The sequence below is a fragment of the Providencia xihuensis genome (assembly GCF_041953405.1).
GTDB lineage: Bacteria > Pseudomonadota > Gammaproteobacteria > Enterobacterales > Enterobacteriaceae > Providencia > Providencia vermicola.
The window spans coordinates 265,280-291,593 of record NZ_CP169565.1 but is presented as its reverse complement, the minus strand read 5'-3'; the positions used below and the strand labels follow the sequence as shown (position 1 = coordinate 291,593).

General features: G+C 41.5%; 22 protein-coding genes. 18 read left to right on the top strand and 4 right to left on the bottom strand.

From position 1 onward, the window contains the following. Nucleotides 1–136 precede the first annotated feature (136 nt). Nucleotides 137–1,048, bottom strand: coding sequence for a LysR family transcriptional regulator (locus ACE2AL_RS01285; protein ID WP_206084911.1), 912 nt, complete (start codon nt 1,046–1,048; stop codon nt 137–139). 263 nt (nt 1,049–1,311) lie between these two features. On the opposite strand from ACE2AL_RS01285, the gene ACE2AL_RS01280 reads away from it, so the two are divergent. The 3 genes from ACE2AL_RS01280 to abgT all read left to right on the top strand — a co-directional run bounded on the left by ACE2AL_RS01280 (nt 1,312) and on the right by abgT (nt 5,680). After that, the gene (locus ACE2AL_RS01280) at nt 1,312–2,634 is read left to right on the top strand and encodes a M20 family metallo-hydrolase (RefSeq protein ID WP_375083866.1); all 1,323 of its coding nucleotides are present in this window, start codon (nt 1,312–1,314) and stop codon (nt 2,632–2,634) included. Beyond that, a complete protein-coding gene (locus ACE2AL_RS01275; RefSeq protein WP_375083865.1) occupies nt 2,627–4,075 on the top strand; it encodes a M20 family metallopeptidase in 1,449 nt (482 codons plus the stop codon). The genes ACE2AL_RS01280 and ACE2AL_RS01275 overlap by 8 nt, the downstream gene beginning before the upstream one ends. 78 nt (nt 4,076–4,153) lie before the next feature. Next, nucleotides 4,154–5,680 (top strand): p-aminobenzoyl-glutamate transporter, encoded by a 1,527-nt coding sequence (gene abgT, locus ACE2AL_RS01270; protein WP_375083864.1) that lies wholly within the window; start codon nt 4,154–4,156, stop codon nt 5,678–5,680. A gap of 48 nt (nt 5,681–5,728) precedes the next feature. Here the strand turns inward: abgT and typA are convergent, their stop codons facing one another. Beyond that, on the bottom strand, nt 5,729–7,552 hold the full coding sequence (gene typA / locus ACE2AL_RS01265; protein ID WP_206084923.1) for a ribosome-dependent GTPase TypA: 1,824 nt from the start codon (nt 7,550–7,552) through the stop codon (nt 5,729–5,731). 432 nt (nt 7,553–7,984) lie between these two features. Between typA and ACE2AL_RS01260 the strand changes: the two genes are divergently transcribed. The 14 genes from ACE2AL_RS01260 (at nt 7,985) to ACE2AL_RS01195 (ending at nt 22,124) form a co-directional block, all read left to right on the top strand. After that, complete coding sequence (locus ACE2AL_RS01260; RefSeq protein ID WP_375083863.1) at nt 7,985–8,683, top strand: PadR family transcriptional regulator; 699 nt, start codon at nt 7,985–7,987, stop codon at nt 8,681–8,683. Between the two features lie 354 nt (nt 8,684–9,037). Further along, a complete protein-coding gene (gene glnA / locus ACE2AL_RS01255) occupies nt 9,038–10,447 on the top strand; it encodes a glutamate--ammonia ligase (protein ID WP_206084925.1) in 1,410 nt (469 codons plus the stop codon). 159 nt (nt 10,448–10,606) lie between these two features. After that, nucleotides 10,607–11,656, top strand: a complete 1,050-nt coding sequence (glnL, locus tag ACE2AL_RS01250) for a nitrogen regulation protein NR(II) (protein ID WP_206084927.1) — start codon at nt 10,607–10,609, stop codon at nt 11,654–11,656. 9 nt (nt 11,657–11,665) lie between these two features. Next, nucleotides 11,666–13,138 (top strand): nitrogen regulation protein NR(I), encoded by a 1,473-nt coding sequence (gene glnG, locus ACE2AL_RS01245; protein WP_375083861.1) that lies wholly within the window; start codon nt 11,666–11,668, stop codon nt 13,136–13,138. A gap of 990 nt (nt 13,139–14,128) precedes the next feature. Continuing rightward, nucleotides 14,129–14,653: a fimbrial protein gene (locus ACE2AL_RS01240; RefSeq protein WP_206084931.1), complete on the top strand. Its 525-nt coding sequence runs from the start codon at nt 14,129–14,131 to the stop codon at nt 14,651–14,653. A 57-nt stretch (nt 14,654–14,710) separates the two neighbouring features. Beyond that, a complete protein-coding gene (locus ACE2AL_RS01235; RefSeq protein WP_375083859.1) occupies nt 14,711–15,379 on the top strand; it encodes a molecular chaperone in 669 nt (222 codons plus the stop codon). Between the two features lie 25 nt (nt 15,380–15,404). Beyond that, complete coding sequence (locus tag ACE2AL_RS01230) at nt 15,405–17,927, top strand: fimbria/pilus outer membrane usher protein (RefSeq protein ID WP_375083857.1); 2,523 nt, start codon at nt 15,405–15,407, stop codon at nt 17,925–17,927. Nucleotides 17,928–17,941: 14 nt separating this feature from the next. After that, complete coding sequence (locus tag ACE2AL_RS01225; protein ID WP_375083856.1) at nt 17,942–18,925, top strand: fimbrial protein; 984 nt, start codon at nt 17,942–17,944, stop codon at nt 18,923–18,925. A 10-nt stretch (nt 18,926–18,935) separates the two neighbouring features. Continuing rightward, nucleotides 18,936–19,454: a fimbrial protein gene (locus tag ACE2AL_RS01220; RefSeq protein ID WP_206084943.1), complete on the top strand. Its 519-nt coding sequence runs from the start codon at nt 18,936–18,938 to the stop codon at nt 19,452–19,454. A gap of 16 nt (nt 19,455–19,470) precedes the next feature. Next, complete coding sequence (locus ACE2AL_RS01215) at nt 19,471–19,968, top strand: fimbrial protein (protein ID WP_206084945.1); 498 nt, start codon at nt 19,471–19,473, stop codon at nt 19,966–19,968. Nucleotides 19,969–20,008: 40 nt separating this feature from the next. Beyond that, nucleotides 20,009–20,287 carry a helix-turn-helix domain-containing protein gene (locus tag ACE2AL_RS01210; RefSeq protein WP_206084947.1) on the top strand — a complete coding sequence of 93 codons (279 nt, stop codon included), beginning with the start codon at nt 20,009–20,011 and terminating at the stop codon, nt 20,285–20,287. Beyond that, nucleotides 20,284–21,243: a fimbrial protein gene (locus ACE2AL_RS01205; protein WP_375083855.1), complete on the top strand. Its 960-nt coding sequence runs from the start codon at nt 20,284–20,286 to the stop codon at nt 21,241–21,243. The genes ACE2AL_RS01210 and ACE2AL_RS01205 overlap by 4 nt, the downstream gene beginning before the upstream one ends. Nucleotides 21,244–21,540: 297 nt before the next feature. Then, nucleotides 21,541–21,789 (top strand): helix-turn-helix domain-containing protein, encoded by a 249-nt coding sequence (locus ACE2AL_RS01200; protein WP_272538919.1) that lies wholly within the window; start codon nt 21,541–21,543, stop codon nt 21,787–21,789. 47 nt (nt 21,790–21,836) lie between these two features. After that, on the top strand, nt 21,837–22,124 hold the full coding sequence (locus ACE2AL_RS01195; protein ID WP_272538918.1) for a helix-turn-helix domain-containing protein: 288 nt from the start codon (nt 21,837–21,839) through the stop codon (nt 22,122–22,124). Between the two features lie 63 nt (nt 22,125–22,187). Here the strand turns inward: ACE2AL_RS01195 and ACE2AL_RS01190 are convergent, their stop codons facing one another. Next, a complete protein-coding gene (locus ACE2AL_RS01190; protein WP_375083853.1) occupies nt 22,188–23,069 on the bottom strand; it encodes a LysR substrate-binding domain-containing protein in 882 nt (293 codons plus the stop codon). Nucleotides 23,070–23,252: 183 nt separating this feature from the next. Between ACE2AL_RS01190 and ampC the strand changes: the two genes are divergently transcribed. After that, nucleotides 23,253–24,395, top strand: a complete 1,143-nt coding sequence (gene ampC, locus ACE2AL_RS01185) for a class C beta-lactamase (RefSeq protein WP_206084956.1) — start codon at nt 23,253–23,255, stop codon at nt 24,393–24,395. 534 nt (nt 24,396–24,929) lie between these two features. Here the strand turns inward: ampC and hemN are convergent. Further along, the gene (gene hemN, locus ACE2AL_RS01180) at nt 24,930–26,303 is read right to left on the bottom strand and encodes an oxygen-independent coproporphyrinogen III oxidase (RefSeq protein WP_206084958.1); all 1,374 of its coding nucleotides are present in this window, start codon (nt 26,301–26,303) and stop codon (nt 24,930–24,932) included. Nucleotides 26,304–26,314: the final 11 nt, after the last annotated feature.

The following is a 26,314-nucleotide window of genomic DNA, read 5'->3' as shown; positions in this document are numbered from 1 at the left end:
TTCGTCCAACTGAACAGCCCTAATTGGTGATAATTCACGTTATTTTGTCAATTCATCGGTTTAGCACTAAACCAGAAAATTGCTGCCGACCTAACCCTTTTTACTGCAGATACAATAACAGGGCTATTAATCACTTTTACGCTGGCTCTTTACTACGACAATAAATACGGAATAACCGAGCTAAATGTTCCCCTGCTGGCGTTAATGTTGCGTCCCGGCGCTGCACGAGAGCAAACGTGGCATAAGGTAGTTTTTCGATTAAATCCAATGCGATATACCGTTGTTCAAAGAGAGGCTCATCTATCGTGTCTATCGACACAATGGTTAAAAAATCACTTTGCGCGACTAAACTTAAACAACCAATTAAGGTTTCACAGGTCACACTGAAATCCATGGGGCGCTCCATCATGGAGAACACATCGGCGAGTTGCTTGTAATATGTGCCCTTTGGGGTTGGCATCGTCCAATCGCAGTCCACTAACTCAGTAAGCGATTTCGCATGCCGTAAGGGGTGATCTTTACGCATAATCACTTTGTATTCTTTTTGCATCAACCGCTCAAAAGTAAACTCCGCATCCAAGCTTCCTGGGTAATAAGTGTTAATCGTGAAGTCCAGTTCCCCTTGCCTCAATTGAGTTAGCATGGTTAATAATTGCCCTTCCATAATGCGCAATTTGATATTGGGATAATCGCGGTGAAATTGAGTGACGACTTTTGGCATTAATGAACGAGCAATACTACCTGCAACACCAATGTTCACCGTTCCACCAATCAATCCAATACGTTGTGAAATCTCTTCTTGCCCAACCCGTAATTCTTCAAGAATTAAACTTGCACGGCGTAAAAAACCCTCCCCACATTCCGTTAAATAAATCCCTTGGTTACTGCGAATAAACAATTTAGCCCCCAAGCTACTCTCTAATTCACGAATAGATTTCGTCAATGCAGGCTGAGAAAGCTGTAGAAAACGGCTGGCGGCTCGAATACTGCCATGCCGGCTAATTTCGACGAACGCCCTGAGCTGATTTAATTTTATGGGTGGTGCCATATCAATACCCCGATAACTTTTAGTTATATAGCTAAAGATAATTGTATCTTTTTTACTCTAATTTGATTGTGTACAGTCAGAAAATAGAGAAACAAAAAATTAACATTTAGCAAATTAAATAATTTTTTATAAATTAAAATAACCAAAGCAAATTAATATACTACTTTTTAAAATTAAACGAATTTTAATTTTAAAACCCATACACATCCCTATTTCAATATCCCTGTACTGATTTTTCTTGTGATAACTAAAAGAGATATAAAATGAATACTGACTTAGATAGCACCATCCAGCAGATGGCACAACAATTACAAGCATGGCGGCGTGATTTTCATCAGTATGCAGAATCAGGTTGGTTTGAATTTCGTACAGCAACGCTTGTTACCGAAGAACTGCATCAACTTGGTTACCAACTGCAACTGGGCAAAGAAGTCGTTAAAGCGGATGCTCGAATGGGCCTTCCTACCGAAGAAAAATTGGCAGAACAAGAAAAAAGAGCGATTGAACAAGGCGCTTTAACTCAATGGCTACCTCACTTTTCAGGGGGGTTCACTGGTATCGTTGCCACACTCGATACTGGCCGTCCAGGCCCAACACTTGCTTTTCGTGTCGATATGGATGCCCTTGATTTAAATGAAGAACATTCGTGCCAACACCGTCCACATAATGAAGGTTTTGCTTCCTGTAATTCGCACATGATGCACGCGTGCGGCCACGATGGGCACACCGCCATCGGCCTTGGGCTTGCTCGTATTCTCAAGCAATATGAAGCGAAGCTGTCTGGTCGCATCAAGGTTATCTTTCAACCTGCGGAAGAAGGCACCCGAGGTGCCAAATCCATGATGGAAGCAGGTGTGGTTGATGATGTCGATTTCTTTGTGGCTATCCATATCGGTACAGGTGTGCCAAAAGGCGAAGTCGTCTGCGGCAGTAAAAACTTTTTAGCTACTACAAAGTTTGATGTGACCTATCAAGGTGTTGCGGCACATTCAGGTGCAAAACCTGAAGATGGCAAAAATGCATTAATTGCCGCAGCCCATGCAACCCTAGGCCTATATGGTATCCCGCGTCACAGTGAAGGAAGCTCACGCATTAATGTTGGTGTATTGCAAGCAGGTATTGGCCGCAATGTCATTCCCGATACCGCACTGCTTAAAGTTGAAACGCGCGGGGAAACCAATGAAATCAACAAGTTTGTCTACGAAAAAGCAATGCACATTATTGAAGGCGCCGCCAAAATGCAAGATGTCGCCTTTGATATCAAACTGATGGGAGCCGCACAAAGTAGCCACCCAAGCAATCAGTGGGTTGATTTTATTTACGATTTAACAAAAAAACAGCTTCCTGAATTAACCTCTATCGTTAAAAACCGCTACCAAGCCGCAGGTTCGGAGGATGCAACCTATTTTATGGAACGCGTAAAAGAGCGTGGAGGCCAAGCCACTTACATGATTTTTGGTACAGATCTCAGTGCAGGTCACCACAATGAGCGCTTTGATTTTGATGAAAATGTGATGATAACAGCAGTAAAAACGCTGTCGACAATTGCCCTGCACCTCCCTGAATTCGGAGCGAAAAATGGATAAACAATTCACATCATTTATTGGTGATTATATTGAAAATCATCGCGCCCAGTTTACCGCGCTAAGCGACAATATTTGGGATCACCCTGAAACCCGCTTTGAAGAAACCTATTCTGCTAATTTACTGGCTGACGCATTAGAGCAAGAAGGCTTCCACGTTGAAAGAGGGGTTGGTGATATTGAAACGGCGTTTATCGCCAGCTATGGTGAGGGGTCACCTGTCATTGCATTATTGGGCGAATATGACGCTCTCGCAGGGTTAAGCCAACACTCTGCTTGCAGCGAGCCAAATCCCTTAGTGGAAAATGGTAATGGTCACGGGTGTGGGCATAACTTACTAGGCACCGCCGCGTTATCTGCCGCTTTTGCTGTCAAAGCCTGGCTGCATGACAATAATTTACTTGGTACTGTGCGGTTTTATGGCTGCCCTGGGGAAGAAGGCGGATCAGGTAAAACATTCATGGTCAGAGAGGGCTTATTCGATGATATTGATGCTGCCATTACATGGCACCCAGAATCATTTAGTGGTGTCTTTAATGTGCAATCCCTTGCTAACATTCAAACGGCTTTTCGCTTTAAAGGTATTGCTTCTCACGCAGCAAACTCCCCACACCTAGGCAGAAGTGCACTTGATGCCGTCACCTTGATGAATGTTGGCGTGCAATTTTTACGCGAGCACATTATTCAAGACGCTCGGATACACTATGCCGTCACCAACACGGGGGGCGCATCCCCAAATGTCGTGCAACCTGATGCAGAAGCCCTCTACCTTGTCCGCGCCCCGCAACTTGATGAAGCACAAGATATTTACCAGCGTGTGATTAATATTGCACAAGGAGCTGCCCTGATGACAGGGACGCAACTAGAAGTCCGTTTTGATAAAGCATGCTCAAACTATGTGCCTAATCGGACGCTAGAACACGCCATGTTTAACCACATTACTGAATTTGGCATCCCTGAATATACCGATAAAGAACGTCAATTCGCTGAGCAAATTCACAATACATTGACGAAAGATGATTTACGCAATGCCAAGCTAAATGCTGCCCGCAGTGGAGGAGAAGAAGGCGAACGTTGGTGTGAAAGGCAGGGCAATAAAGTACTCACGAATGAAGTACTGCCTTACGTTGAGTCCAAAGAGTTGATGTACGGCTCAACCGATGTTGGTGATGTCAGCTGGGTTGCCCCTACCGTTCAATGTTTTAGCCCATGCTTTGCCTTTGGTACCGCACTGCATACTTGGCAATTAGTAGCACAAGGGCGCACCTCTATTGCCCATAAAGGGATGCTGCTCGCAGGGAAAATCATGGCCTCTAGCGCCATTGAGTTGTTCTTGAAGCCCGATTTATTAGCACAAGCAAAAGCTGAATTTACGCAGAAAAGGCAAGTTACCCCTTATCAGTGCCCTATTCCCAAAGATATTAAGCCTTCAAAATTAAAATAAGTAGTTCCTTAATACTGGCGGGGTTTACCCGCCCATAAGTCATAACAATAACAATGAAGATAGACACAAGGAAACCCTATGAGCGACTCAACAACTGTGCACAAAAGCCCCGGGGCAATTTTTCGCTGGATAGAACGAGTGGGAAACAAAATCCCAAACCCATTCATTTTGTTCGTTTATTTAATTGCCGTGCTGATGATTGCGACGGCTGTATTATCTTGGTTTGATTTATCTGTTAAAAACCCCGCCAATGATGAGATGGTCAGCGTTAAAAATTTATTAAGCGTGGAAGGGTTACAGTGGATTTTACCTAATATCGTTAAGAATTTTAGCAGCTTTGCCCCCCTAGGCGCCATTCTCGCGTTAGTCATTGGGGCGGGTTTAGCTGAGAAAGTAGGCTTACTTCAAGCTTTAATGTACAAAATGGCATCGGGTATTAATAAGCGCTATGCCAGTTATATGGTACTGTTTATCGCCTTTTTCAGCCATATTTCTTCAGATGCGGCGTTAGTTGTCATGCCACCACTAGGTGCCTTGATCTTTATCGCGGTAGGTCGCCATCCTGTCGCTGGCCTATTAGCTGCAATTGCTGGGGTCGCTTCGGGTTTTACCGCAAACTTATTGATTGTCACCACCGATGTATTGTTATCGGGAATCAGTACAGAAGCAGCAATGATGATTGACCCAAATCTACATGTCAGCGTTATCGATAACTGGTACTTTATGGCCACATCGGTGATTGTGTTAACCATCGCAGGTGCACTACTGACAGACAAATTTATTGAACCCCGTCTACCCGTGTGGGAAGGTACGTCACATGACCGACTCGAAGAGTTAACGCCAATTCAAAACCGTGGTTTATTGATGAGTGGCTTGTCTGCACTAATCTTTATCGGTTTAGTTGCGCTCATGGTTGCCCCAGAAGGCGCACCACTGCGTGATCCAGTAACTGATACAGTGATCCCTTCGCCGTTTATCAAGGGTATCGTTCCTGTCATTATTATTTTCTTTTTCGTCGTTTCCATTACCTATGGTGTATCAACCAAACAAATCAAAAAGCCGAATGATATCCCAGACTTATTGGTTGACCCAATGAAAAGCATGGCAGGTTTCATTGTGATGGTTTTCCCACTTTCTCAGTTCGTTGCATTCTTTAACTGGAGCAATATGGGGAAATTCATGGCGATTGGTTTAACTGACTTGCTAGAAAACTTAGGGATGACGGGCGTGCCCGCGTTTATTGGGTTAATGTTTTTATCTGCGTTTCTGTGTATGTTTATCGCCAGTGGTTCTGCTATTTGGTCAATACTGGCACCGATATTTGTGCCGATGTTTGTGTTACTTGGCTTTCACCCTGCTTTCGCACAGATTGTGTTTCGTATCGCTGACTCCGCTGTGTTACCCCTTGCGCCGATGTCACCGTTCCTTCCGCTCTTTTTAGGCTTTTTACAACGCTACTATAAAAATGCGCAGCTAGGGACCTACTATACCTTAATATTGCCGTATCCAATTGTATTCTTTATTGTTTGGATGTTATTGCTAGTAGGCTGGTACTTTGCAGACTTACCTATCGGGCCCGGAGTTTACCCACAACTTACCCCATAAAAAAAGGCGCCTAAATGGCGCCTTTTTACTACTTATTTTAACTAAAAATTAGTCTTCTTTAGAACGGTTTGCACGACGGCGATCGTTCTCAGTCAGATGACGTTTACGCAGACGGATAGACTGCGGAGTCACTTCAACTAATTCGTCATCATCAATAAACTCAAGCGCTTGTTCCAAAGTCATTTTAATTGGTGGTGACAGAGTTGTTGCTTCATCGGTACCTGACGCACGCATGTTAGTCAGTTTTTTACCAGTTAAGCAGTTAACTGTTAAGTCATTAGAACGTGAGTGAATACCAATGATTTGGCCTTCATACACTTCAGCACCGTGACCTAAGAATAATTTACCGCGATCTTGCAGGCTGTACAGCGCGTAAGCAACCGCTTTACCTTGACCGTTAGAGATCAGCACGCCGTTTTGACGACCACCGATTTCACCTGGGCGAACATCATCGTAATGGCTGAATGTTGAGTACAGTAAGCCAGTACCTGAAGTCATTGTCATGAACTCGGTACGGAAGCCAATCAGGCCACGGCTTGGGATGATGTAGTCAAGACGCACACGGCCTTTACCATCTGGCATCATGTCACGCAGGTCGCCTTTACGCTCACCTAACGCTTTCATGACATCACCTTGGTTTTGTTCTTCAACGTCTAAAGTGACTTGTTCGAATGGTTCTTGTTTACGACCATCGATTTCGCGAATGATAACTTTTGGACGAGATACCGCTAACTCGAAGCCTTCACGACGCATGTTTTCGATCAGAACAGATAAATGCAGCTCACCACGACCAGATACACGGAATGCATCAGGGTCTTGAGTTTCTTCAACACGCAGTGCAACGTTGTGAACCAGTTCTTTATTCAGGCGGTCAAGGATCTGACGTGAAGTCACGAATTTACCTTCTTTACCGCAGAAAGGTGAGGTGTTAACACAGTAGAACATGCTAACTGTTGGCTCATCAACCGCTAACGCAGGCAGTGCTTCAACGCTACCCACTTGGCAGATAGTGTCAGAGATATTCAGTTCGCCTAAACCTGTCAGCGCAACGATATCGCCCGCTTCAGCTTGTTGTGAATCGATACGCTCTAAACCTAAGTGAGTCAGAACTTTACCAATTTTACCGTTGCGAGTGTTACCTTCGCTGTCGATAACAGTCACTTGTTGGTTAGGTTTAACCACACCACGTTTGATACGACCGATACCGATAACACCTAAGTAGCTGTTGTAATCCAACTGCGAAACTTGCATTTGGAAAGGACCATCGACATCGACTGCAGGTGGCGCAACATGCTCTACGATAGCTTCGTACAGCGGAGTCATGTCTTCAGCCATGTTTTCGTGCTCAAGACCAGCAATACCGTTTAATGCAGATGCGTAAACGATAGGGAAATCGAGTTGCTCATCCGTTGCACCTAAGTTCACGAATAAGTCGAATACTTGGTCAACAACCCAATCAGGACGTGCGCCTGGGCGGTCAACTTTATTGATAACAACAATAGGACGTAAACCGTGGTCGAACGCTTTTTGCGTTACAAAGCGAGTTTGTGGCATTGGGCCATCCATCGCATCAACAACCAGCAGCACACAGTCAACCATAGACATAACGCGCTCAACCTCACCACCGAAATCGGCGTGACCTGGGGTGTCTACGATATTGATATGATAACCATTCCATTGGATAGCGGTATTTTTAGCAAGGATAGTAATACCACGCTCTTTCTCCAAGTCATTGGAGTCCATAACACGCTCATCAACCGTTTCACGTTCACCGAACGTGCCTGATTGTTGCAATAATTTACCCACCAGTGTGGTCTTGCCATGGTCAACGTGAGCGATGATGGCGATGTTTCTTAAGTTTTGAATTGACAAGGATTTTTACCGTTTAATTGACAGGAAAGGAATATGCTTTTTGCGGTATTCTAATTACCCAAACATACTTTCTACGTTAATTTGCTGTTATTTTACACGTTTTTCCGCACAAGTGGAATAAATGTGAAACCCATCACTGTATAAAAAGTTTTTAACGAAAAAACATTCAGTTGCGTAACAGTACCAGATTCCCTCATAAAATAATGAGCATCATCTCTGCGAAACCACGAAGTGGCAGAATAATACGCTAAAAACTTAATATTAGCAGCCCAAAAAAAGAACAAAAAATAGACTTTCTTTCTTAATCGCTATTTTTAATGTCTTTTTGTGTTATTTAGATATATCTAAATTGACTAATTAGATATATCTAAATATAGTAAAGCCATAAAATGAATTCGATATATCTAAAGTTACAAACTAAGGAGTAACTATATGCTAATTAAATCTTGTCGTCATGTATATTATGCGCGCCATGACGAAAATCAGCGCGGCCACCACGATGGCTGTTGCCATGGCGAAGGTCGTCACGGGCACGGTGAAGGCCGTCATGGGCACGGACACGGCGAATGTTGCCACGGTGAAGGCCGTCATGGTCACAGTGATGAGCGCCAAAGAGGCCGCGGAAGAGGCAAAGGCCTGCGCCGTTTATTCGACCACGGTGATCTTCATATCATGGTGCTTTCATTAGTGGCGAAAAAACCGAGCTACGGTTATGAAATTATCAAAGATATTCAAGAAGCTTCGAACGGTCTTTATGTGCCAAGCCCAGGTGTTATTTATCCAACATTAACACTGTTAGAAGAACAAGGCTTTTTAGAGTCTCAAATTGTTGAGCGCAATCGCAAAAGTTTTACTATTACGCCAGAAGGCGCTGCGCACTTAGCACAGAATAAAGAAACAGAAGCGGTTATTGCTCGTAAGCTGGCGAAAGCACGTGATATGCAACAAGGCAGCAATTTAGCAGAAGACATTGAAATGGCAGTCAGCCGCTTTAAAGCCCTACTGCGCCACAAAATGGTTCTGAAACAATTGAATGAAGAACAAACGCGTCAAATTGCTTCCATTATCAATGATGCCGTAAAACAGATTGAAGAAGTGAATACCTTATTAACGAACAGTGATGATGAATAACACCTCCTCACTCATTAAATAATGTTTGCCAATTCAGCTTTGGGCTTATTATTAAGCACAAAGCTGGCTTTTTTCTCTACCCTTTTCTTTTTGCACCGAAACAGTGCAGCTCATCATCAAAAATGCACCAACTAAGTGCAAACTGTGACTATTTTTAACTCAATCGATTGACATTCTCTCGTAACAATCCGTATTTACTCTTCTTTTAAAAGTTGGCACGATTTTCGCTTATAGTATTTATAGTGAGCGAGCAACGTGCATTAATGTGATTAATCACCGCCGCCATGCCAGACAAACCAACAAACGCAAAATATGATGCGGTTTGTTGATTAGACCCGACCAGGAGAGCCGAGAATGTCCGCTGAACATGTTTTATCGTTAATTAAAGAGCACAATGTAAGATTTATTGATCTGCGTTTTACCGACACAAAAGGTAAAGAGCAACATATCACTATCCCTGCTCACCAAGTTGACGAAGACTTCTTTGAAGAAGGCCAGATGTTCGACGGTTCATCAATTGGTGGCTGGAAAGGCATCAACGAATCTGACATGGTACTGATGCCAGATGCATCTACTGCAATGTTAGACCCATTCTTTGCTGATGTGACCTTAATTATCCGTTGCGATATTTTAGAGCCGGGTACCATGCAAGGTTACGACAGAGACCCACGCTCCATTTCTAAACGTGCGGAAGATTTCCTGCGTTCAAGCGGTATCGCTGACATCGTGTTATTTGGTCCAGAACCTGAATTCTTCGTTTTTGACGATATTCGTTTCGGCAACAACATGCACGGCAGCTACTACCATATCGATGATATCGAAGCGGCATGGAACACTGGCACAAAATACGAAGGCGGCAATAAAGGCCACCGTCCAGCCGTTAAAGGTGGTTACTTCCCAGTACCACCTGTAGACTCATCACAAGACCTGCGTTCTGCAATGTGTACCACAATGGAAGAGATGGGCTTAGTTGTTGAAGCTCACCACCATGAAGTGGCAACTGCAGGCCAAAACGAAGTCGCCACCCGCTTTAATACGATGACCAAAAAAGCGGATGAAACTCAGATTTATAAATATGTTGTGCACAATGTTGCCCATGCATACGGCAAAACAGCTACCTTTATGCCTAAGCCATTAGTCGGTGATAACGGTTCAGGTATGCACTGCCACATGTCTTTATCAAAAGACGGCGTGAACCTGTTTGCGGGTGACAAATACGGCGGTTTATCTGAAATGGCGCTGTACTACATCGGCGGTATCATTAAACATGCTCGTGCGCTGAACGCATTTACAAACCCAACAACAAACTCATACAAACGTTTAGTTCCAGGCTTTGAAGCCCCTGTAATGCTAGCTTACTCTGCACGTAACCGTTCTGCATCTATCCGTATTCCTGTGGTTGCAAGTACCAAAGCACGTCGTATTGAAGTGCGTTTCCCAGACCCAGCAGCTAACCCATACTTAGCGTTTGCAGCGCAGTTAATGGCGGGTCTTGATGGCATTATCAATAAGATCCACCCAGGTGATGCAATGGATAAAAATCTGTATGACTTACCACCAGAAGAAGCAAAAGAAATCCCAACTGTTTCAGGTTCTTTAGATGAAGCACTAGCGGAACTGGATAAAGATCGCGAGTTCTTAACTCGTGGTGGTGTATTCACAAATGACGCTATCGATGCATATATTGAATTAACCCGTGCTGACATTCAACGTGTCCGTATGGCACCACACCCGCTCGAATTTGAAATGTACTACAGTGTGTAACACGCCGTTCCACTGATAGTCTTTGTTGCCGTGAAGCACTTGCCCCATCTTTTGATGGGGCCTTTTCTCTCTAAAACTGCACCAAAGAAACAAAAATCAAATATCGGTTGTTTGGTCTATCAGGTATAATGCACCAAAATAGTGCAGGAGTGACATGACATGAAAACCGAACATTTGCCAGCACCCGAACAAATCCTCGACTCCCTTATTAATAGCGTGCTTATTTTGGATTACGATTTGGTTATCCATTACGCCAATCATGCCGCATTGCAAATCCTAACCCAAAGTCAGCGCAAACTCTATGGGACTCCCCTTCCACTCTTATTTAGCTATTGCTCACTCAATGATGAATTAATGCTCAATAGTTTAAAAGAAGGCCACAGTTTTACTGAAAATGAGGTCACTTTGGTGTTTAATAACCATTCCCACGTAATGTCATTCAGCGCACAACCTTTTTCAGAACAATTTATTTTAGTTGAGCTGTCACAACTCGATAGCCAGCGACGCCTTAGCCAAGAATTGGCGCAAAATGCACAGCAACTTGCCGCGCGTGAACTGATCCGCGGTCTGGCTCACGAAATAAAAAACCCACTGGGTGGGTTGCGGGGGGCTGCGCAGTTGTTATCTAAGGCGCTGCCCTCCCCACAATTAAATGAATATACTCAAGTCATTATCGAACAAGCCGACCGCTTAAGAGCCTTGGTCGATAGATTGCTTGGGCCACAGTATCCAGGACCAAAAACTCAGCAAAGTATTCACCATATTATGGAAAACGTGGTGCGCTTAGTTTCCCTCGAAAAACCTGCTAATGTCACATTAACTCGCGACTATGATCCAAGTTTGCCCGATTTAGACTATTACCCCGATCAAATCGAACAAGTTTTACTGAACGTCACCCGCAACGCTCTACAAGCCGTCGCTGATACGGGCGGTCATATCACACTACGCACGCGCACTGCATTTCAAGTCATGCTACAAGGTGAGCGTTATCGGTTAGCTGCGAGGATTGATATCGAAGACAACGGCCCTGGCATTCCATTGGCCATCCAAGATACGCTTTTCTACCCAATGGTGAGTGGCCGACCTGATGGGACAGGGCTTGGGCTGTCAATTGCGCGAAGTTTAGTGGATCAACATGCAGGGAAAATCGAGTTTACCAGTTGGCCAGGGCACACTGAGTTTTCTATTTATCTACCCATCAAAAAATAGGGGATAACCATGTCGCAGGGAAAAATTTGGGTCGTGGATGACGACAGTTCCATTCGCTGGGTTTTAGAGCGAGCACTCAACAGTGCAGAATTTGTCTGCACCTGCTTTGACAGTGCTGATGCGGTACTTGCTGCATTGGAAAACGCACTCCCTGATGTTTTGTTATCCGATATTCGCATGCCTGGAACCAATGGTATTGAGCTACTCAATACCATTAAACAATCACACCCCCTTTTGCCGATCATCATTATGACAGCTCACTCAGACCTCGATGCTGCCGTTAATGCCTATCAATCTGGTGCCTTTGATTATCTGCCTAAACCGTTTGATATCGATGAAACTGTGGCATTGGTTGAACGTGCGTTAAATCATAGCCGTGAACAGAACCACACGGGGCGTGAAACAAAACAAAAAGCGCCGATTGTTTCATCCACCATGATCGGTGAAGCGCCTGCAATGCAGGAGGTGTACCGCATTATCGGCCGCTTATCGCGCTCATCAATTAGCGTACTGATTAACGGTGAGTCAGGGACAGGGAAAGAGCTTGTTGCCCACGCGTTGCACCAACATAGTCCACGAGTCAGTGAGCCATTTATTGCCCTGAATATGGCCGCTATTCCAAAAGATCTCATCGAGTCGGAGCTTTTTGGTCATGAAAAAGGCGCATTCACAGGAGCAACCCAAGTTCGTCAAGGGCGTTTTGAACAAGCCAACCGCGGTTCATTATTTTTAGATGAAATTGGGGATATGCCCCTTGATGTACAAACACGGTTATTACGTGTTCTTGCTGAAGGGCAATTTTACCGTATTGGTGGCTATACTCCTGTGAAAGTGGATGTGCGAATTATTGCCGCCACCCACCAAGATCTTGAAAAACGGGTTAAGGAAGGTTTATTCCGTGAAGATTTATTTCACCGATTAAATGTGATTCGAGTACAACTTCCTCCTTTGCGAGAACGAACGGAAGATATTCCACGCCTTGCACACTATTTTTTACAAAATACCGCAAAGGAGTTAGGTGTAGAAAGTAAAGTACTGCACCCTAACAGTGAAAAAATTCTGCAGCGCTATTATTGGTCAGGAAATGTTCGCCAATTGGAAAATGTCTGTCGCTGGCTGACCGTTATGGCGGCAAGCCAAGAAATTTTACCGCAAGATTTGCCAGATGATTTACTGGAAGAGCACTCAATACAAAACGCTGAAACCAATAAACCAAAGGCCAATGAACCTGCAAAGGCTCCTTTACCTGTGCATCAATTCACCTCAGATGCACAATGGTTTGAATTATTGGAAAAGTGGGCTGACCATGCGTTATCCGCTGGAAAAGATGATTTATTAGCACAAACAGTGCCACTATTAGAACGCACTCTACTTAACTGCGCACTGAAACACACCGATGGACATAAACAGGAAGCTGCTCGCTTATTAGGCTGGGGGCGCAATACCCTAACCCGTAAATTAAAAGAATTAGGCATTGAATAAACCACAATAAAATTAAATAACTTCATTTAATTTTGGCAATTATTCAAAAAGGAGTAGAGGAAAACTCTACTCCTTTATATTAATTATAAAATAGTTTTATTAACGTTTCATATTAAAACAAATAAGCACTCTCTATTTTAGACAAACTAACCCCTAGCCCACCCCTTATAATGACCATTAAAATACGACATTCTATTTAATGCAGTACATTAATGATTCTTTTTTAAGAAAATCACATATCTTATTTAGCCCAGTGAAATTATTAAACACCCTATGAACACATTATACGTGAAATATAAAATACAAATATTAATTTAAAGTTAGTTTAAATTAATATTATTTTATTACGACCTAAAAAATCAAAAAAACGACAGGAAACATGCCAATTGTGAAAGACAATATTTAAACCCACTCAGTAACATAAAATTTTCACTTTATGATTAAAACCTAAAAAATAACGACTAAAATAAACATCTTCTATATCGTAAATTTTTTATTCTATAACTGTAAGCATTTTTAGTAATAACGAAGATGTTTTTTATAAAAACAATGAAATTCGAGTATACTATTTTGAGCAACCTTTTCAGATATTACGATATCAATCATTGTTTTTCGTTATTTCGCTCTCTTTTCAAACAAAAATAAAATTTGACTTAAGATTAAAAACCCAAAAATCACATTATGCGAGAGGAATAAAATTTAAAAATCACGCTAAAATTATTACTAGGTTTTTATTTTTATTTAACTTTAGTGATTCATGAATAAAAAATGAAAATTCTTTTATTTTAAAACATAAGCCCATTCTCTAACACATAATGTGTTTTCTATTTTAAAACAACCAAAAATAAAATTAAATTATTATTTAATGCTATTTTTTAGTTGACTTGTTTATTTGAAAAAATAACCACAAAATACTCTCCAATTGAGTAAGCGAATATTTAGCTCGCTCTCAATACCATCAAATAAAATATCTTCCTTGGAGAGTCATAAATGAAAAAGAATATCATCGCAACGTTAATTGCGACGTCGTCTATTTTTGCTATTAATAATGCATTCGCTGCTGACGGGACTATCGATTTCACGGGTGAAATTACCGACCAAGCCTGTGAATTAGCGGCAGGCTCTGATGCATTAAAAGTGAACTTAGGGAAAGTTTCTAAAACCGCATTACCTAGCGCTGGAAGCACTGCCGCTGCCACTAAATTCACCATCAAATTAATTAACTGCCCTGCCACCGTCACCACGGCATCCGTAAAATTCGATGCTGACTCGTATTTAGGAGATGACACGGTTATCAAGCTAAAAGAAGAAGCGGGTGTGGCTACAGGTGTAGGGATCCAAATTACTGATGATATAAATACCGTTGTTCCGCTGTTTACGGCATCTAAAAACTACCCATTACAGCAAAATGTGGAAAATAACTTAGATTTTAGAGCGCGTTATATTGCGAAGTCTGACACGGTAACAACTGGTCCAGCTAACGGCACCGCAACGTTCACAATCAATTATAACTAATTGGACTTTAAGGTTTAAACGGACTTAAACCTTATTCCTGTATTACTAGGTGATAATATGAAACGCTTAATTTGTTTTTTTATATCTTTATTCTTATTTATGCAAACCGCCAATGCTGGCGTCATTATTGGCGGCACCCGCGTGATTTATAATGAAGTGAATAAAGATGTCAGTATCAGTGTCGAAAACCCCGATAAAATCCCTTACTTAATTCAATCGTGGATTGATGGCATCGACGAAAAAAAACAATCGGATTTTACTATTACACCACCATTATTCCGATTAAATGCCGATAAAACCAATGCACTGCGTATCTTTTTAACGGCGAACACCTTACCCAAAGATAAAGAATCGTTATTTTGGCTCAATATTAAAACCATTCCTGCCACCGAGCGCACGGAAAATTCGTTGCAAATTGCCTTTAAAACACAAATGAAATTGATTTACCGCCCTTCAGCGATTAAAGACGTGAACTTTGAAGAACAACAAAAAAAACTGACATGGTCGAAATCGGGTAATCAATTAACCGTAAAAAACCCGACACCCTATTTTATGAATTTCCAAAGCATTACCTTTAATGGCAAAAAAGTGAGTGATGTCTCCTATGCAGCACCCTTTTCTAGCGCCACCTTTGACGTCAATGACAACGCAGCCCACGGCACCGTGAAATGGGAAGTGATTAATGATTATGGCTCTGCCGCTGAGGCGTCTGAAGCAAAAATATAGCCCAATATCTTTGTAGGTTGTGAACATGAAAATAAATAAAATATGCCTTAGCCTATTCATTTATTTAGGCTATACGGCACCTTTATACGCCGAAAACCCGACCAACAATAATACGGCTGAGGGAAAAACGTATTTTGACCCTGACTTTTTAGAATTGCCAAATAAAGAAGCGGTGGACTTAAGCCAATTTGAAAATAACCAACAATTAGCTGGCAGCTATTATGTCGATATTTATGTGAATACCAATTTAATTGGCGCGAAAAGTTTAAAGTTTGATAAAAATAGTGATAATAAATTAGCACCATGTTTAACACTCGATGATTTAAAAAGCTTTGATATTAAAATTGCGGATTACCCTGAATTAAATAATAGCCAAAATAACTGTGTCAATTTGTCCGCTATTCCTGATGCCAAAAGTGACTTTGATTTTGATTCTCAACGTTTATATTTGAGCATTCCACAAATCGCACTGGCGAAAAACCCGCGGGGTTACGTGGACTTAGCGGATATCGATAATGGCATCACCGCCCTGCTGCTCAATTACAGCTACAGTGGGTCGAAAAATACTGACCGTAAAGGCGGCGAAGATACCACGTCAAACTACGTGAACCTGCGCCCAGGGATTAATATCGGGGCATGGCGCCTGCGTAACTACACCACATGGTCAAATAGCAGCGGGCAATCCAATAAATGGGATACCATTTACACCTATGCATCCCGTGGTATCAACAGCCTAAAAAGCCAGTTAATACTGGGAGATAGCACATCGCCATCTCAAGTGTTTGACAGCGTGCCGTTTCGTGGGGCGCAACTCGCTACCGATGACGATATGTACCCCGAAAGCTTACGCGGTTATGCCCCTGTGGTACGTGGAATAGCACGCAGCAATGCACAAATCACCATTCGCCAAAATGGCTATACCATTTACCAAACGGACGTGGCCGCAGGCCCGTTTGAGATCAGCGATCTTTACCCGACAGGGAGCAGCGGTGACTTACATGTGACGATAAAAGAGTCGAATGGCAGCGAACAAGTACAAATTGTGCCGTTTGCGTCACTCCCTGTATTACAACGCGAAGGGTATTTAGCCTATAGCGCCACTGCGGGTGAATATCGCTCTTACGATAGCAACGTAGATAAAACCAAATTTGGCCAGTTTACCTTGATTTATGGCTTACCCCATGGCGTGACCGCCTACGGTGGTAGCCAGTTAAGTGAAGATTATCAATCTTATTCAGTGGGTGCGGGGCAAAACTTAGGTCGATTTGGGGCGGTATCTATTGACGTCACCCAGTCCTACGCTAAGTTGCGTAGCGACATCAAAGAGCGCGGGCAATCCTACCGTTTTCGCTATAACAAAAACCTGAATGATATCGGCACCAATATCGCCTTAGCGGGTTATCGTTATTCCACAGAAGGATTTTACAGCTTATCGGAAGTGTTCGATACCTTCCGTGATACCAACTATGTGCCTGAAATTGAACGCCGCCGTAATCGCGGGGAAATTACCTTGAGTCAAAATCTGGGGGATACTTACGGTTCGATTTCAGCGGGTTACGTCAACGAAGATTATTGGAACAGCGACCGCAAAACACAGTCTGCTACGCTGGGTTATAACAATAGCTGGCAAGGGATCAGCTATGGGCTGAATTATACCTATAACAAGAACACCAGCAGCTATTCATACACTACGGGAACGAAAAACCAGAGTGATGAAGACCACTTATTCACGTTCTCGGTCAATATTCCGTTTAGCTTGTTTGATGACACGGCGTACATCAACTTTGTTAGCAACCATAGCAGCCGTGACTCCAGCACAGGTAGCATGGGGGTGTCTGCATCCCAGCTTAATAACCGTTTAAATTGGAGCATGCAACAAGGCTTTACCAATCAAGAAACGGGAACAACAGGTAACTTAAATGCCTCCTATAAAGGGCAATATGGTGAAGTGTCTGGTGGTTCGGGTTACAGCAAAGACAACTATAACCTCTATTACGGGGTGAACGGCAGCTTAGTCGCACACTCAAACGGGCTAGTGTTAGGGCAACAGTTGGGTGAGACCGCCGCCCTTGTGGAAATCCCGAATGCAGGGGATGTACCGATTATGAATCAAGCTGGCGTGGTAACCAATAACCAAGGTTATGCGTTAGTGCCGTACATGACGGCTTACCGTAAAAATACCGTGGATATCGATACTTCCGCGTTACCCGACAATACCGAAATGGAGTTAACCAGCCAAACCGTCGCACCAAGCCGTGGCGCCTTAGTGAAAGCCAGCTTTGCGGCAAACGTTGGTTACCGTGCGATTATGGCGCTGACCTTTGTTGACGGTAAACCAGTACCATTTGGGGCACAGGCCATCTTTAACGATAACAACCAATTAAATAGCCTTGTCGGTAATGACGGTGAAGTGTATTTATCCGGCTTAGCAGAAAGTGGGCAGTTTATTATTCAATATAACGAGAAACAACAATGCCAAGTAAATTATAACTTAGCAGGTATTTCGGATTATATGGGCTTATATAAAACCACTGCGGTTTGCCGATAATAAGGAAATAGAAAATGAGAAAATTAATTTTTCAATCAATATTAGCGGCTAGTTGTGTATATTTATATTCAGGATATGCGACTGCGGCTTGTACGCAAAATCCTAATCTCAATAATATAAGAGCGAATGTAGCCACACAAACTCCTATCAATGTCATGTTTGATAATTTGAGTACAAATGAAACCTTACGCACTATTACGATCCCCTTTTCTACTCCAGGAGTAAACACTTTTGCACCTAATGCTACTGGTTGTGGTACATCATACCTGAGAGGAACCTACCTTGCAGGCTGGTCTCCTAATGCTAATAAAATAGCGCCAACAAATATTGATGGTATTGGAATTAGAGTCGCAACCGTTGCCATTGGGGATTTAAATACTGTATTTGGCCCAACTACGACTGGTGGCTGGGCCCTTATGACAAACAATTGGTATATAAGCGTTGTGAAAACAAAGCAAGTTACCCAGTCGGGTTATATTAAATCAGGTAATGTTGCAAATCTAACTCAGACAAATACAGCACCAAGCAATAGTACATGGTATTTATCAACATTAGTTATACCTGCTAATTCCATTTATATAAACGTATTAAGCTGCTCATTAAAAAGCCCCGTACCAACGATTAATTTAGGTGATTGGTATGATACTCAATTCCCTTCAGTTGGTAGTACCAGTACAGAAGTCGATATCCCCATTACATTAACCTGTATGGCTGGCACCAATATTAAAGCAACCGTCACAGCAACCAGTGGCACTGTTAATGCAGCACAAGGCCAATTAGCCTTGTCAGGGGGAGCCGATAAAGCTACTGGGGTTGCGATACAAATTATTGATGCTAATAAAAACCATATCCCTTTAAACAGTAAACGAACCATAAAAGATAATGTCGCCGCAGGCGATTATATTTTCGGTTGGAAAGCGCGCTATATTAAAACTGCCGATAAAATTACCCCAGGCCCTGCAAATGGCACTGCCACTATTAATATTCGCTATGAGTAGGAATAATTGTATGAAAAAAATATTACTCGCTATTTTGTCGATAAATTTATTCGCTGTGCATTTATCCTCTTTTGCAGGTACAAATATTACTGTTAATTTCACCGGTAATATTAAAGCCGCCACCTGTAATATTTCTGGCGGTAATAATATCGATATTGATTTGAAACGTTTGCCAATTGATATTTTTAATGGCGCACAAACAGGTTCTACTTGGAATACGTTTAATATTAACTTAAATAACTGCTCGTCATTTGTGAACCAAATCAAATTGACCTTTACAGGTACCGCTGAAACAGGGGATACCACCAATAGCTTATATAAAAACTTAGGCACCGCAAAAAATGTCGCCGTGCAATTACAAAGTGATGACGGAGCTACTCCCCTAGGTAATTTAAAAGTCTTACAGGTGCCATTGAATGGACAGTCAGATATTGCCATTCCATTACGTACCCGTGCTTACAGTGCCGTGGGTAATGTGGTACCAGGGTCTATTTCTGCCAATATTACCGCCACCATTACCTATTTATAAGAAAAGGAATGAAATAATGAAAAAATTTGCACTTTCATTATTGCTGGTATCTGGCTCACTGTTTGCCGCCGACCAGCAAATTAATATCAATGTTCATGGCTATGTTACGGCTATGCCGTGTGAATTAGATACCACAAACTATGTGATTGACCTGAAAAAAATCAATATTTGGAATATTAAAGATACTCAAAAATCCCCTTGGGTGGATTTTTCAGTAAAATTGAAAAATTGCCCAGTGGCGACTCAAGAAGCCATTATGACCTTATCTGGTACACCTGATACCATCACTCCCGACTATTTTATTAATAACGGTACGGCAAAAAATGTCGCCTTAAATTTAGCGGATGGCACCAGCAAAACTACCCTTAAAAATGGTGCAAAAATCACTATTCCCGTGAACAGCCAAACACGCAGTGTGGAGTTTCCATTTTCTGCTCGCGTAGCCGGTTATGGCAGTGGTATGGAGCCAGGTTCATTTCGTAGCCATCTAGAATTCAATTTTGTTTATCATTAATAAATAGTGTCTTGTTCTATTTCTAATTAGAGGTGGTTAAATGCCTGAGTATTATCCAGTATCTAGAATTATTGGAAATAAAATAACTTATTATCGAAAAATGAAGGGCATGTCCCTTCATGAACTTGCAATTATCGTTGGTGTTAGCGAACAACAACAATCTCGATATGAGCGGGGGATCAATAGAATTAATTTAGACAGGTTAAATGAGTATGCTAATATATTTGGCGTTGAGCTAGCACATTTTTTTATTTTAAATGAAAAAGAGAATCAAGAAATTTTAAATAAGTTAAAATTAATCATAAAGGAAAATGAGTGAAGGTTTATCATTTATTTATTATTGGATTTTTATCATCCATTTCTGCTTATACAAATGCAGCTTGCTATCAAAACCCAAATTTTAATAATTTACAACGTACATTACAAAATCAAACTATCACACTACAATATGATGATATGCGAACCAATGTTGTGCTTGCAACAATCAATACCTCAATGTTTAGTGGGTGGCGTAGTTCGCACTCGGGGACAAATAGTGATTGTGGTGCATGGCAAGTTGGGCGTTTTTTAAACGGCTGGAGTTCAACCAATAATATTGCCCCAACTAATATCCCTGGGATTGGTGTTCGCGTGGGAATTAACAGCAGCAATATCTGGTTTCCCTTCCGAATTGCCTATACGGATCAGTCATGGGGATTTGAAAACCTAGGATGGAAAACTGAAATCGTGAAAACAGGTCGAATTACTACAAGTAATTATATCCGAGGGGGTCAGCTCGCCCAATTTTCACAAGAAAATACCAAGACAAATTCAACGTTTATTTTATCCACGCTCTATATGCCCACAAATGGTATCAGAATAAATGTTGTAAAGTGTACAGCAACTTCAGCTAACTATTCCGTACAGCTTGGAGATTGGTTTGATACTCAGTTTAAGAATATCGGTGATACCAGTGAGATGGTTAATATCCCCGTGATATTAACCTGTGATAAGGGCACCAATATTAAAGCTACTGTCACCAGCAGTGCTGGGTATGTTGATGAGACAACAGGAAAAATAAAACTAACGGGGGCAAATTCTGCGACAGGTATCGCAATCCAGTTACTGGACAAAAACAATACACCCATTAAGCTAAAGGTCAAAACCAGCCTACAAAATAATATCCAAACCAATGAATACCTGTTTAATTGGAAAGCTCGTTACGTTAAAACAGCCAATAACATCACAGCTGGCGCAGCAAATAGCACTGTCATAATAAATATTTCATATGAATAACAACAAATAATATTAACAATTTATATATTGTACATCAGTTTAGATATAATAGATTAGAAACAGTTCATTTAAATATCTTCATAATAAGAAGCTCATGTTTCAATATGAAATAAATTCAGTATTTATAATTTAACTTTCTTTAAAATTTTTTATTTTAATGATCAATATCTATTTTTATATTAATTACACTCTGCTAGAGTAGTCATTCAATATAAAAAACTAATTTTAATTTAAAATTCTTTTTTATGTCAAAGTAGTCATTTTTAAATAGTTGTTCCGATATAAAAGGAGTTTACTATGCAGAAAAATTATCCTGCATCAAAATTAGTCGGTCGTAAAATAACTTATTATCGAAAAATGAAAGGTATTCCATTATCTAAAATGGCTAATGATTTTGGAATTAGTGAGCAACAGCAATCAAGGTACGAACGAGGGATAAACCGTATTAATTTAGACCGTTTAGCCCAATATGTTAATTACTTTGAAGTTAACTTTTATGATTTATTATCGGATAAAGATATAAAAGAGTTAGCTAAATTAAAATAAATAACAACATCCGAAGTAATATTAATAAACATTCATTAAGGAATATTATGAACAAAAAAGTATCCATATCTGTTGGTGTGAAAATTAGGTCATTAAGAGAAAGCTACGGAATGAGTGGCAAGGAACTCAGTGCCTTGTTAGGAATTAGCCAACAACATCAATCTCGCTATGAAAATGGAGAGGTAAATATCCATGTTGATACGTTATTCCAACTTTGCCAAATATTCGATATCGACCCCGCCTATTTTTTCACCGACTATAATCCATTAAATCATGCAAATAACTTTATTCATGACAAAAAAAGTTTATATGAGGCCGAAACGCTTGTGTTTTAAAGCATGGCCCTCAGATAAACTGCAAATTAACGTTACCTAAGCCAGTCACATTGTTGTGCTGGCTTAACTTAATTGTGCCTCTTCTAATATCCACTGCTGAAAAATCATCATTGCCGATGTCATCGGCTTCGACTTTAAACGACTTAGCCAGTATCCCCCTAATGTCACACCAATATCGAAAGGCTGAACGAGTGCTCCAGCGCTAATTTCGTGCTCAAACATACAGCTTGGCACTAATGCAACACTATCCGTTAATATTGCGGCCTCAACCATTAAGCGAGAGGAGTCAAACACAGGCCCTTTCACTCGCCATGGCTCGACTTGTGCAGCAAAAAACCACTTTTCCCACTCATCTTTACGATAAGAGCGCAGTAAATTGTGATCTTTTAAATCCACTGGTGATATTAAATTAGCAGCGACTTTTTCTGTGCATAGCACTGTATGGGAAGTCGAAAATAAAGGTGTATTTTCCACTAATGGCCATAAGCCCTCCCCAAAGCGAATAGCAAAATCAACCCCTTCCGCCGCTAAATTGACCACGTTATTGTGGGTCATAATACGTAAATCAATATAGGGGTATAAATCAGAAAATTTGCTTAAACGCGGTAATAGCCAACCTACTGCAAAGGTTCCCACGACTGAGATACTTAACACTTCATGATAATGACCATCTTCAAATTGCAACAATAACGATTCGATTTGATCAAAAGAACGACTCAACACAGGTAACAGAGCCAAGCCTTCATCTGTTAATGCTAACCCTCTTGATAACCGAATGAATAATTCCAAGCCTAGCTGTTCTTCCAGCAACCGAACTTGCTGGCTTACTGCAGCCTGAGTGACATTCAATTCAAGCCCCGCTCGCGTAAAACTTAAATGCCGGGCAGATGCCTCAAATGCACGAAGTGCATTAAGTGGGAGGCGATGACGGTAATTTCCTGACATAAGATTTTCTTTTGGCTCATCGAATTTTATATCGTTTTAAAAAATAGCTTAAAACACGCATACTCTTGCTCAACGGCTACTTTAACCGAATAAATGCTATATTACGGCACTTATTTGTCGTACTGAAGTACTTTTCAAAATCAGCTATCAATAACTTAAACTTTTATTTAATTGGACAACTCTATGAGAAATCTTTTTCGTCAGGGGCGGATTTTTGTCGCTCTTAGTTTGGCTTTTACGACCCTTTCAGCCAACGCGTTAAGCCAACAGGATGTTGATAACATCATTAAACCGTTGATGAAAAAGCAAGGTATTCCAGGGATGTCTGTCGCCATTTCCATGGAAGGTAAACGCTATATTTACCACTATGGCGTGCAATCCAAACAAACCCAAGAGCCTGTCAATAACAATACGCTGTTTGAAATTGGATCGCTGTCTAAAACTTTCACAGCAACTTTGGCTGCCTATGCACAAGTGCAGGGAAAATTAGATTTTTCACAAACAGTGAGTCATTATCTGCCTGAATTAAAAGGTTCTGCCTTTGACCACATTAGCGTTATGAATCTTGCAACCCATACATCGGGCTTACCTTTGTTTGTACCTGAAACAATAACAAATTCAATGGAATTAACGCGTTATTACCAAAACTGGATCCCTGAAAAAGCGATTGGTCAGTTTCGTTCATACTCTAATTTAGGGGTGGGATTATTAGGTATTGTGGCAGCAAAACAGTTAAAAATGCCTTTTGAACAAGCCATGGAAAAATTGATGCTGCCTTCCCTTGGCCTCAAGCATACTTATATTCATGTGCCTAAGAATCAACAAAAAAATTATGCACAGGGCTACAATAAAAAAGACCAACCTGTACGAGTCACTCCGCAAATTCTAGATGCTGAGGCTTATGGTTTAAAATCGAACGCGAAAGATTTAATTCGTTTTCTTGAAATTAATATGCAAACGGTAAAAGTCGCAAAATCGTGGCAAGAAGCCGTTGAAGATACCCACACGGGGTTATATCTAACCGATTCATTTGTGCAAGATATGATGTGGGAAAGTTACCCGTGGCCAGTTTCTTTATCACAATTACAACAAGGTAACCGTGATGAAATGGCATTACAGCCACAAAAAGTCGAAGCAATTAAACCCGCAATGCCACCAGAAACCCGTGCATTTTATAATAAAACAGGGTCAACCAATGGCTTTGCCACTTATGCCGTGTTTCTTCCAGAAGAACAAGTCGCCGTGGTGATCCTTGCCAATAAATGGTATCCGATCCCCGACCGCATTAATGCCGCTTATCAGCTAATTGAAAAAATTGATAACTAGAATTGATATCACAATGTAATACTCAAAATAGTTCGTGCTAGAGCAAGGCGGCAAAATTCGGATATCACGGGGAGCATACAAAAGTATGTGACCCGAGTAGCCGAATAAAGCCAACGCCGCTATTGCGCGAAATATGACGAATATTCAATACTCAAAATAGTTCGTTCTGCCGCTAGGCAGCAAGGGAAGCTAAGCCCTAGGAGCATACATAAAGTATGTGACTAGGGTTAGCGAACGCAGCCAACAACGTGACAGGGCGAAATATGACAAATATTCAATACTCAAAATAGTTCGTTCTGCCGCTAGGCGGCAAGAGAAGCTAAGCCCTAGGAGCATACATAAAGTATGTGACTAGGGTTAGCGAACGCAGCCAACAACGCGACAGGGCGAAATATGACGAATATTCAATACTCAAAATAGTTCGTTCTGCCGCTAGGCGGCAAGAGAAGCTAAGCCCTAGGAGCATACATAAAGTATGTGACTAGGGTTAGCGAACGCAGCCAACAACGCGACAGGGCGAAATATGAAGAGTATTTAGATGACACGGGAAAACTGCCGTTGCCTCATCTGCCCCCGCAAATACACATCAAAACACATGCAAACATTGCGGATCAGCAAGCGCCCTTGCGGTGTCACCTTAATACCTGTTTCGGTTATTTCCACCAGCCCATCTTCTGCCATTGGCTTTAGCAATTCCAAATCTTCTTTAAAATAAGATTTAAAATCAATCGGGTACAGAGCTTCTATTTGTGCAAAATCTAGTTGGAAGTTACAAATTAACGTTTTAATCACATCACGGCGCAAGCAATCATCATCAGTTAGGACTAAACCTCGCCACAGGGCATGTCCCTGCTCTTCAACTTGTGCATAATAAGTTTTTAAGTCTTTCTGATTCTGCGCGTAGTTATCCCCTAACATACTGATCGCCGAAACGCCTAACCCTAAGAGATCGCAATCACCTTGGGTAGTATAGCCTTGGAAGTTACGGTGCAATATCCCCTCACGCTGCGCTACAGCAAGTTCATCTTCAGGGCGGGCAAAGTGATCCATCCCAATAAACTGATAGCCGCCTTTGGTTAACGTCGCAATCGTGTCTTGTAGAATATCGAGTTTTTGTTCTGCACTTGGTAAATCCGCATCCTTAATTTTGCGCTGCGCGGCAAATAAATTTGGCAAGTGAGCATAATTAAACACGCTTAAACGGTCGGGTGATAACTCAGCGACTTTTTTCAGTGTAAAAGCAAAGCTTTCTGGCGTCTGTTTTGGTAAACCATAAATTAGGTCAATACTGGTTGATGTAAAGCCTGTCTCTTTAGCGCGTTTAATCAAGGCAAAGATGAAGTCTTCGTCTTGTTCTCGATTTACCAACACCTGAACTTCTTTATTGAAGTCTTGTACCCCCATGCTTAGGCGATTAAATCCTTCATGGCGTAGGTGATCAATCATATCAAGCTCGATTTCACGCGGGTCAACTTCAATGGACATTTCCACATCATCTGCAAAATGAAAATGTTTTTTCAATAAACCGACCAAATGACTAACTTGGGCTTTATCAAGATAAGTTGGTGTACCTCCGCCCCAATGCATTTGTGTGACAGTGCGATTTTTTAGTAAAGATGCACGTTGAATAATTTCTTTTTCAATAACTTTTAAATATTCATCCGCCTTATGCTTTTGGCGTGTCACTAATTTATTGCAACCACAGAAGTAACACAGCTTATGGCAAAAAGGAATATGGACATAGAGTGATAACGGACGGTCTGGAAAACGCGTTGTCGCACTAATAAACGCTTTTTCATCATAGTCTTGATTAAATTCCAAAGCGGTGGGATACGACGTATAACGTGGCCCTGAATAATTGTATTTTTGAATGAGAGAAAGATCCCAAACAATATTTTGCTCTGACATAACATTCCTCA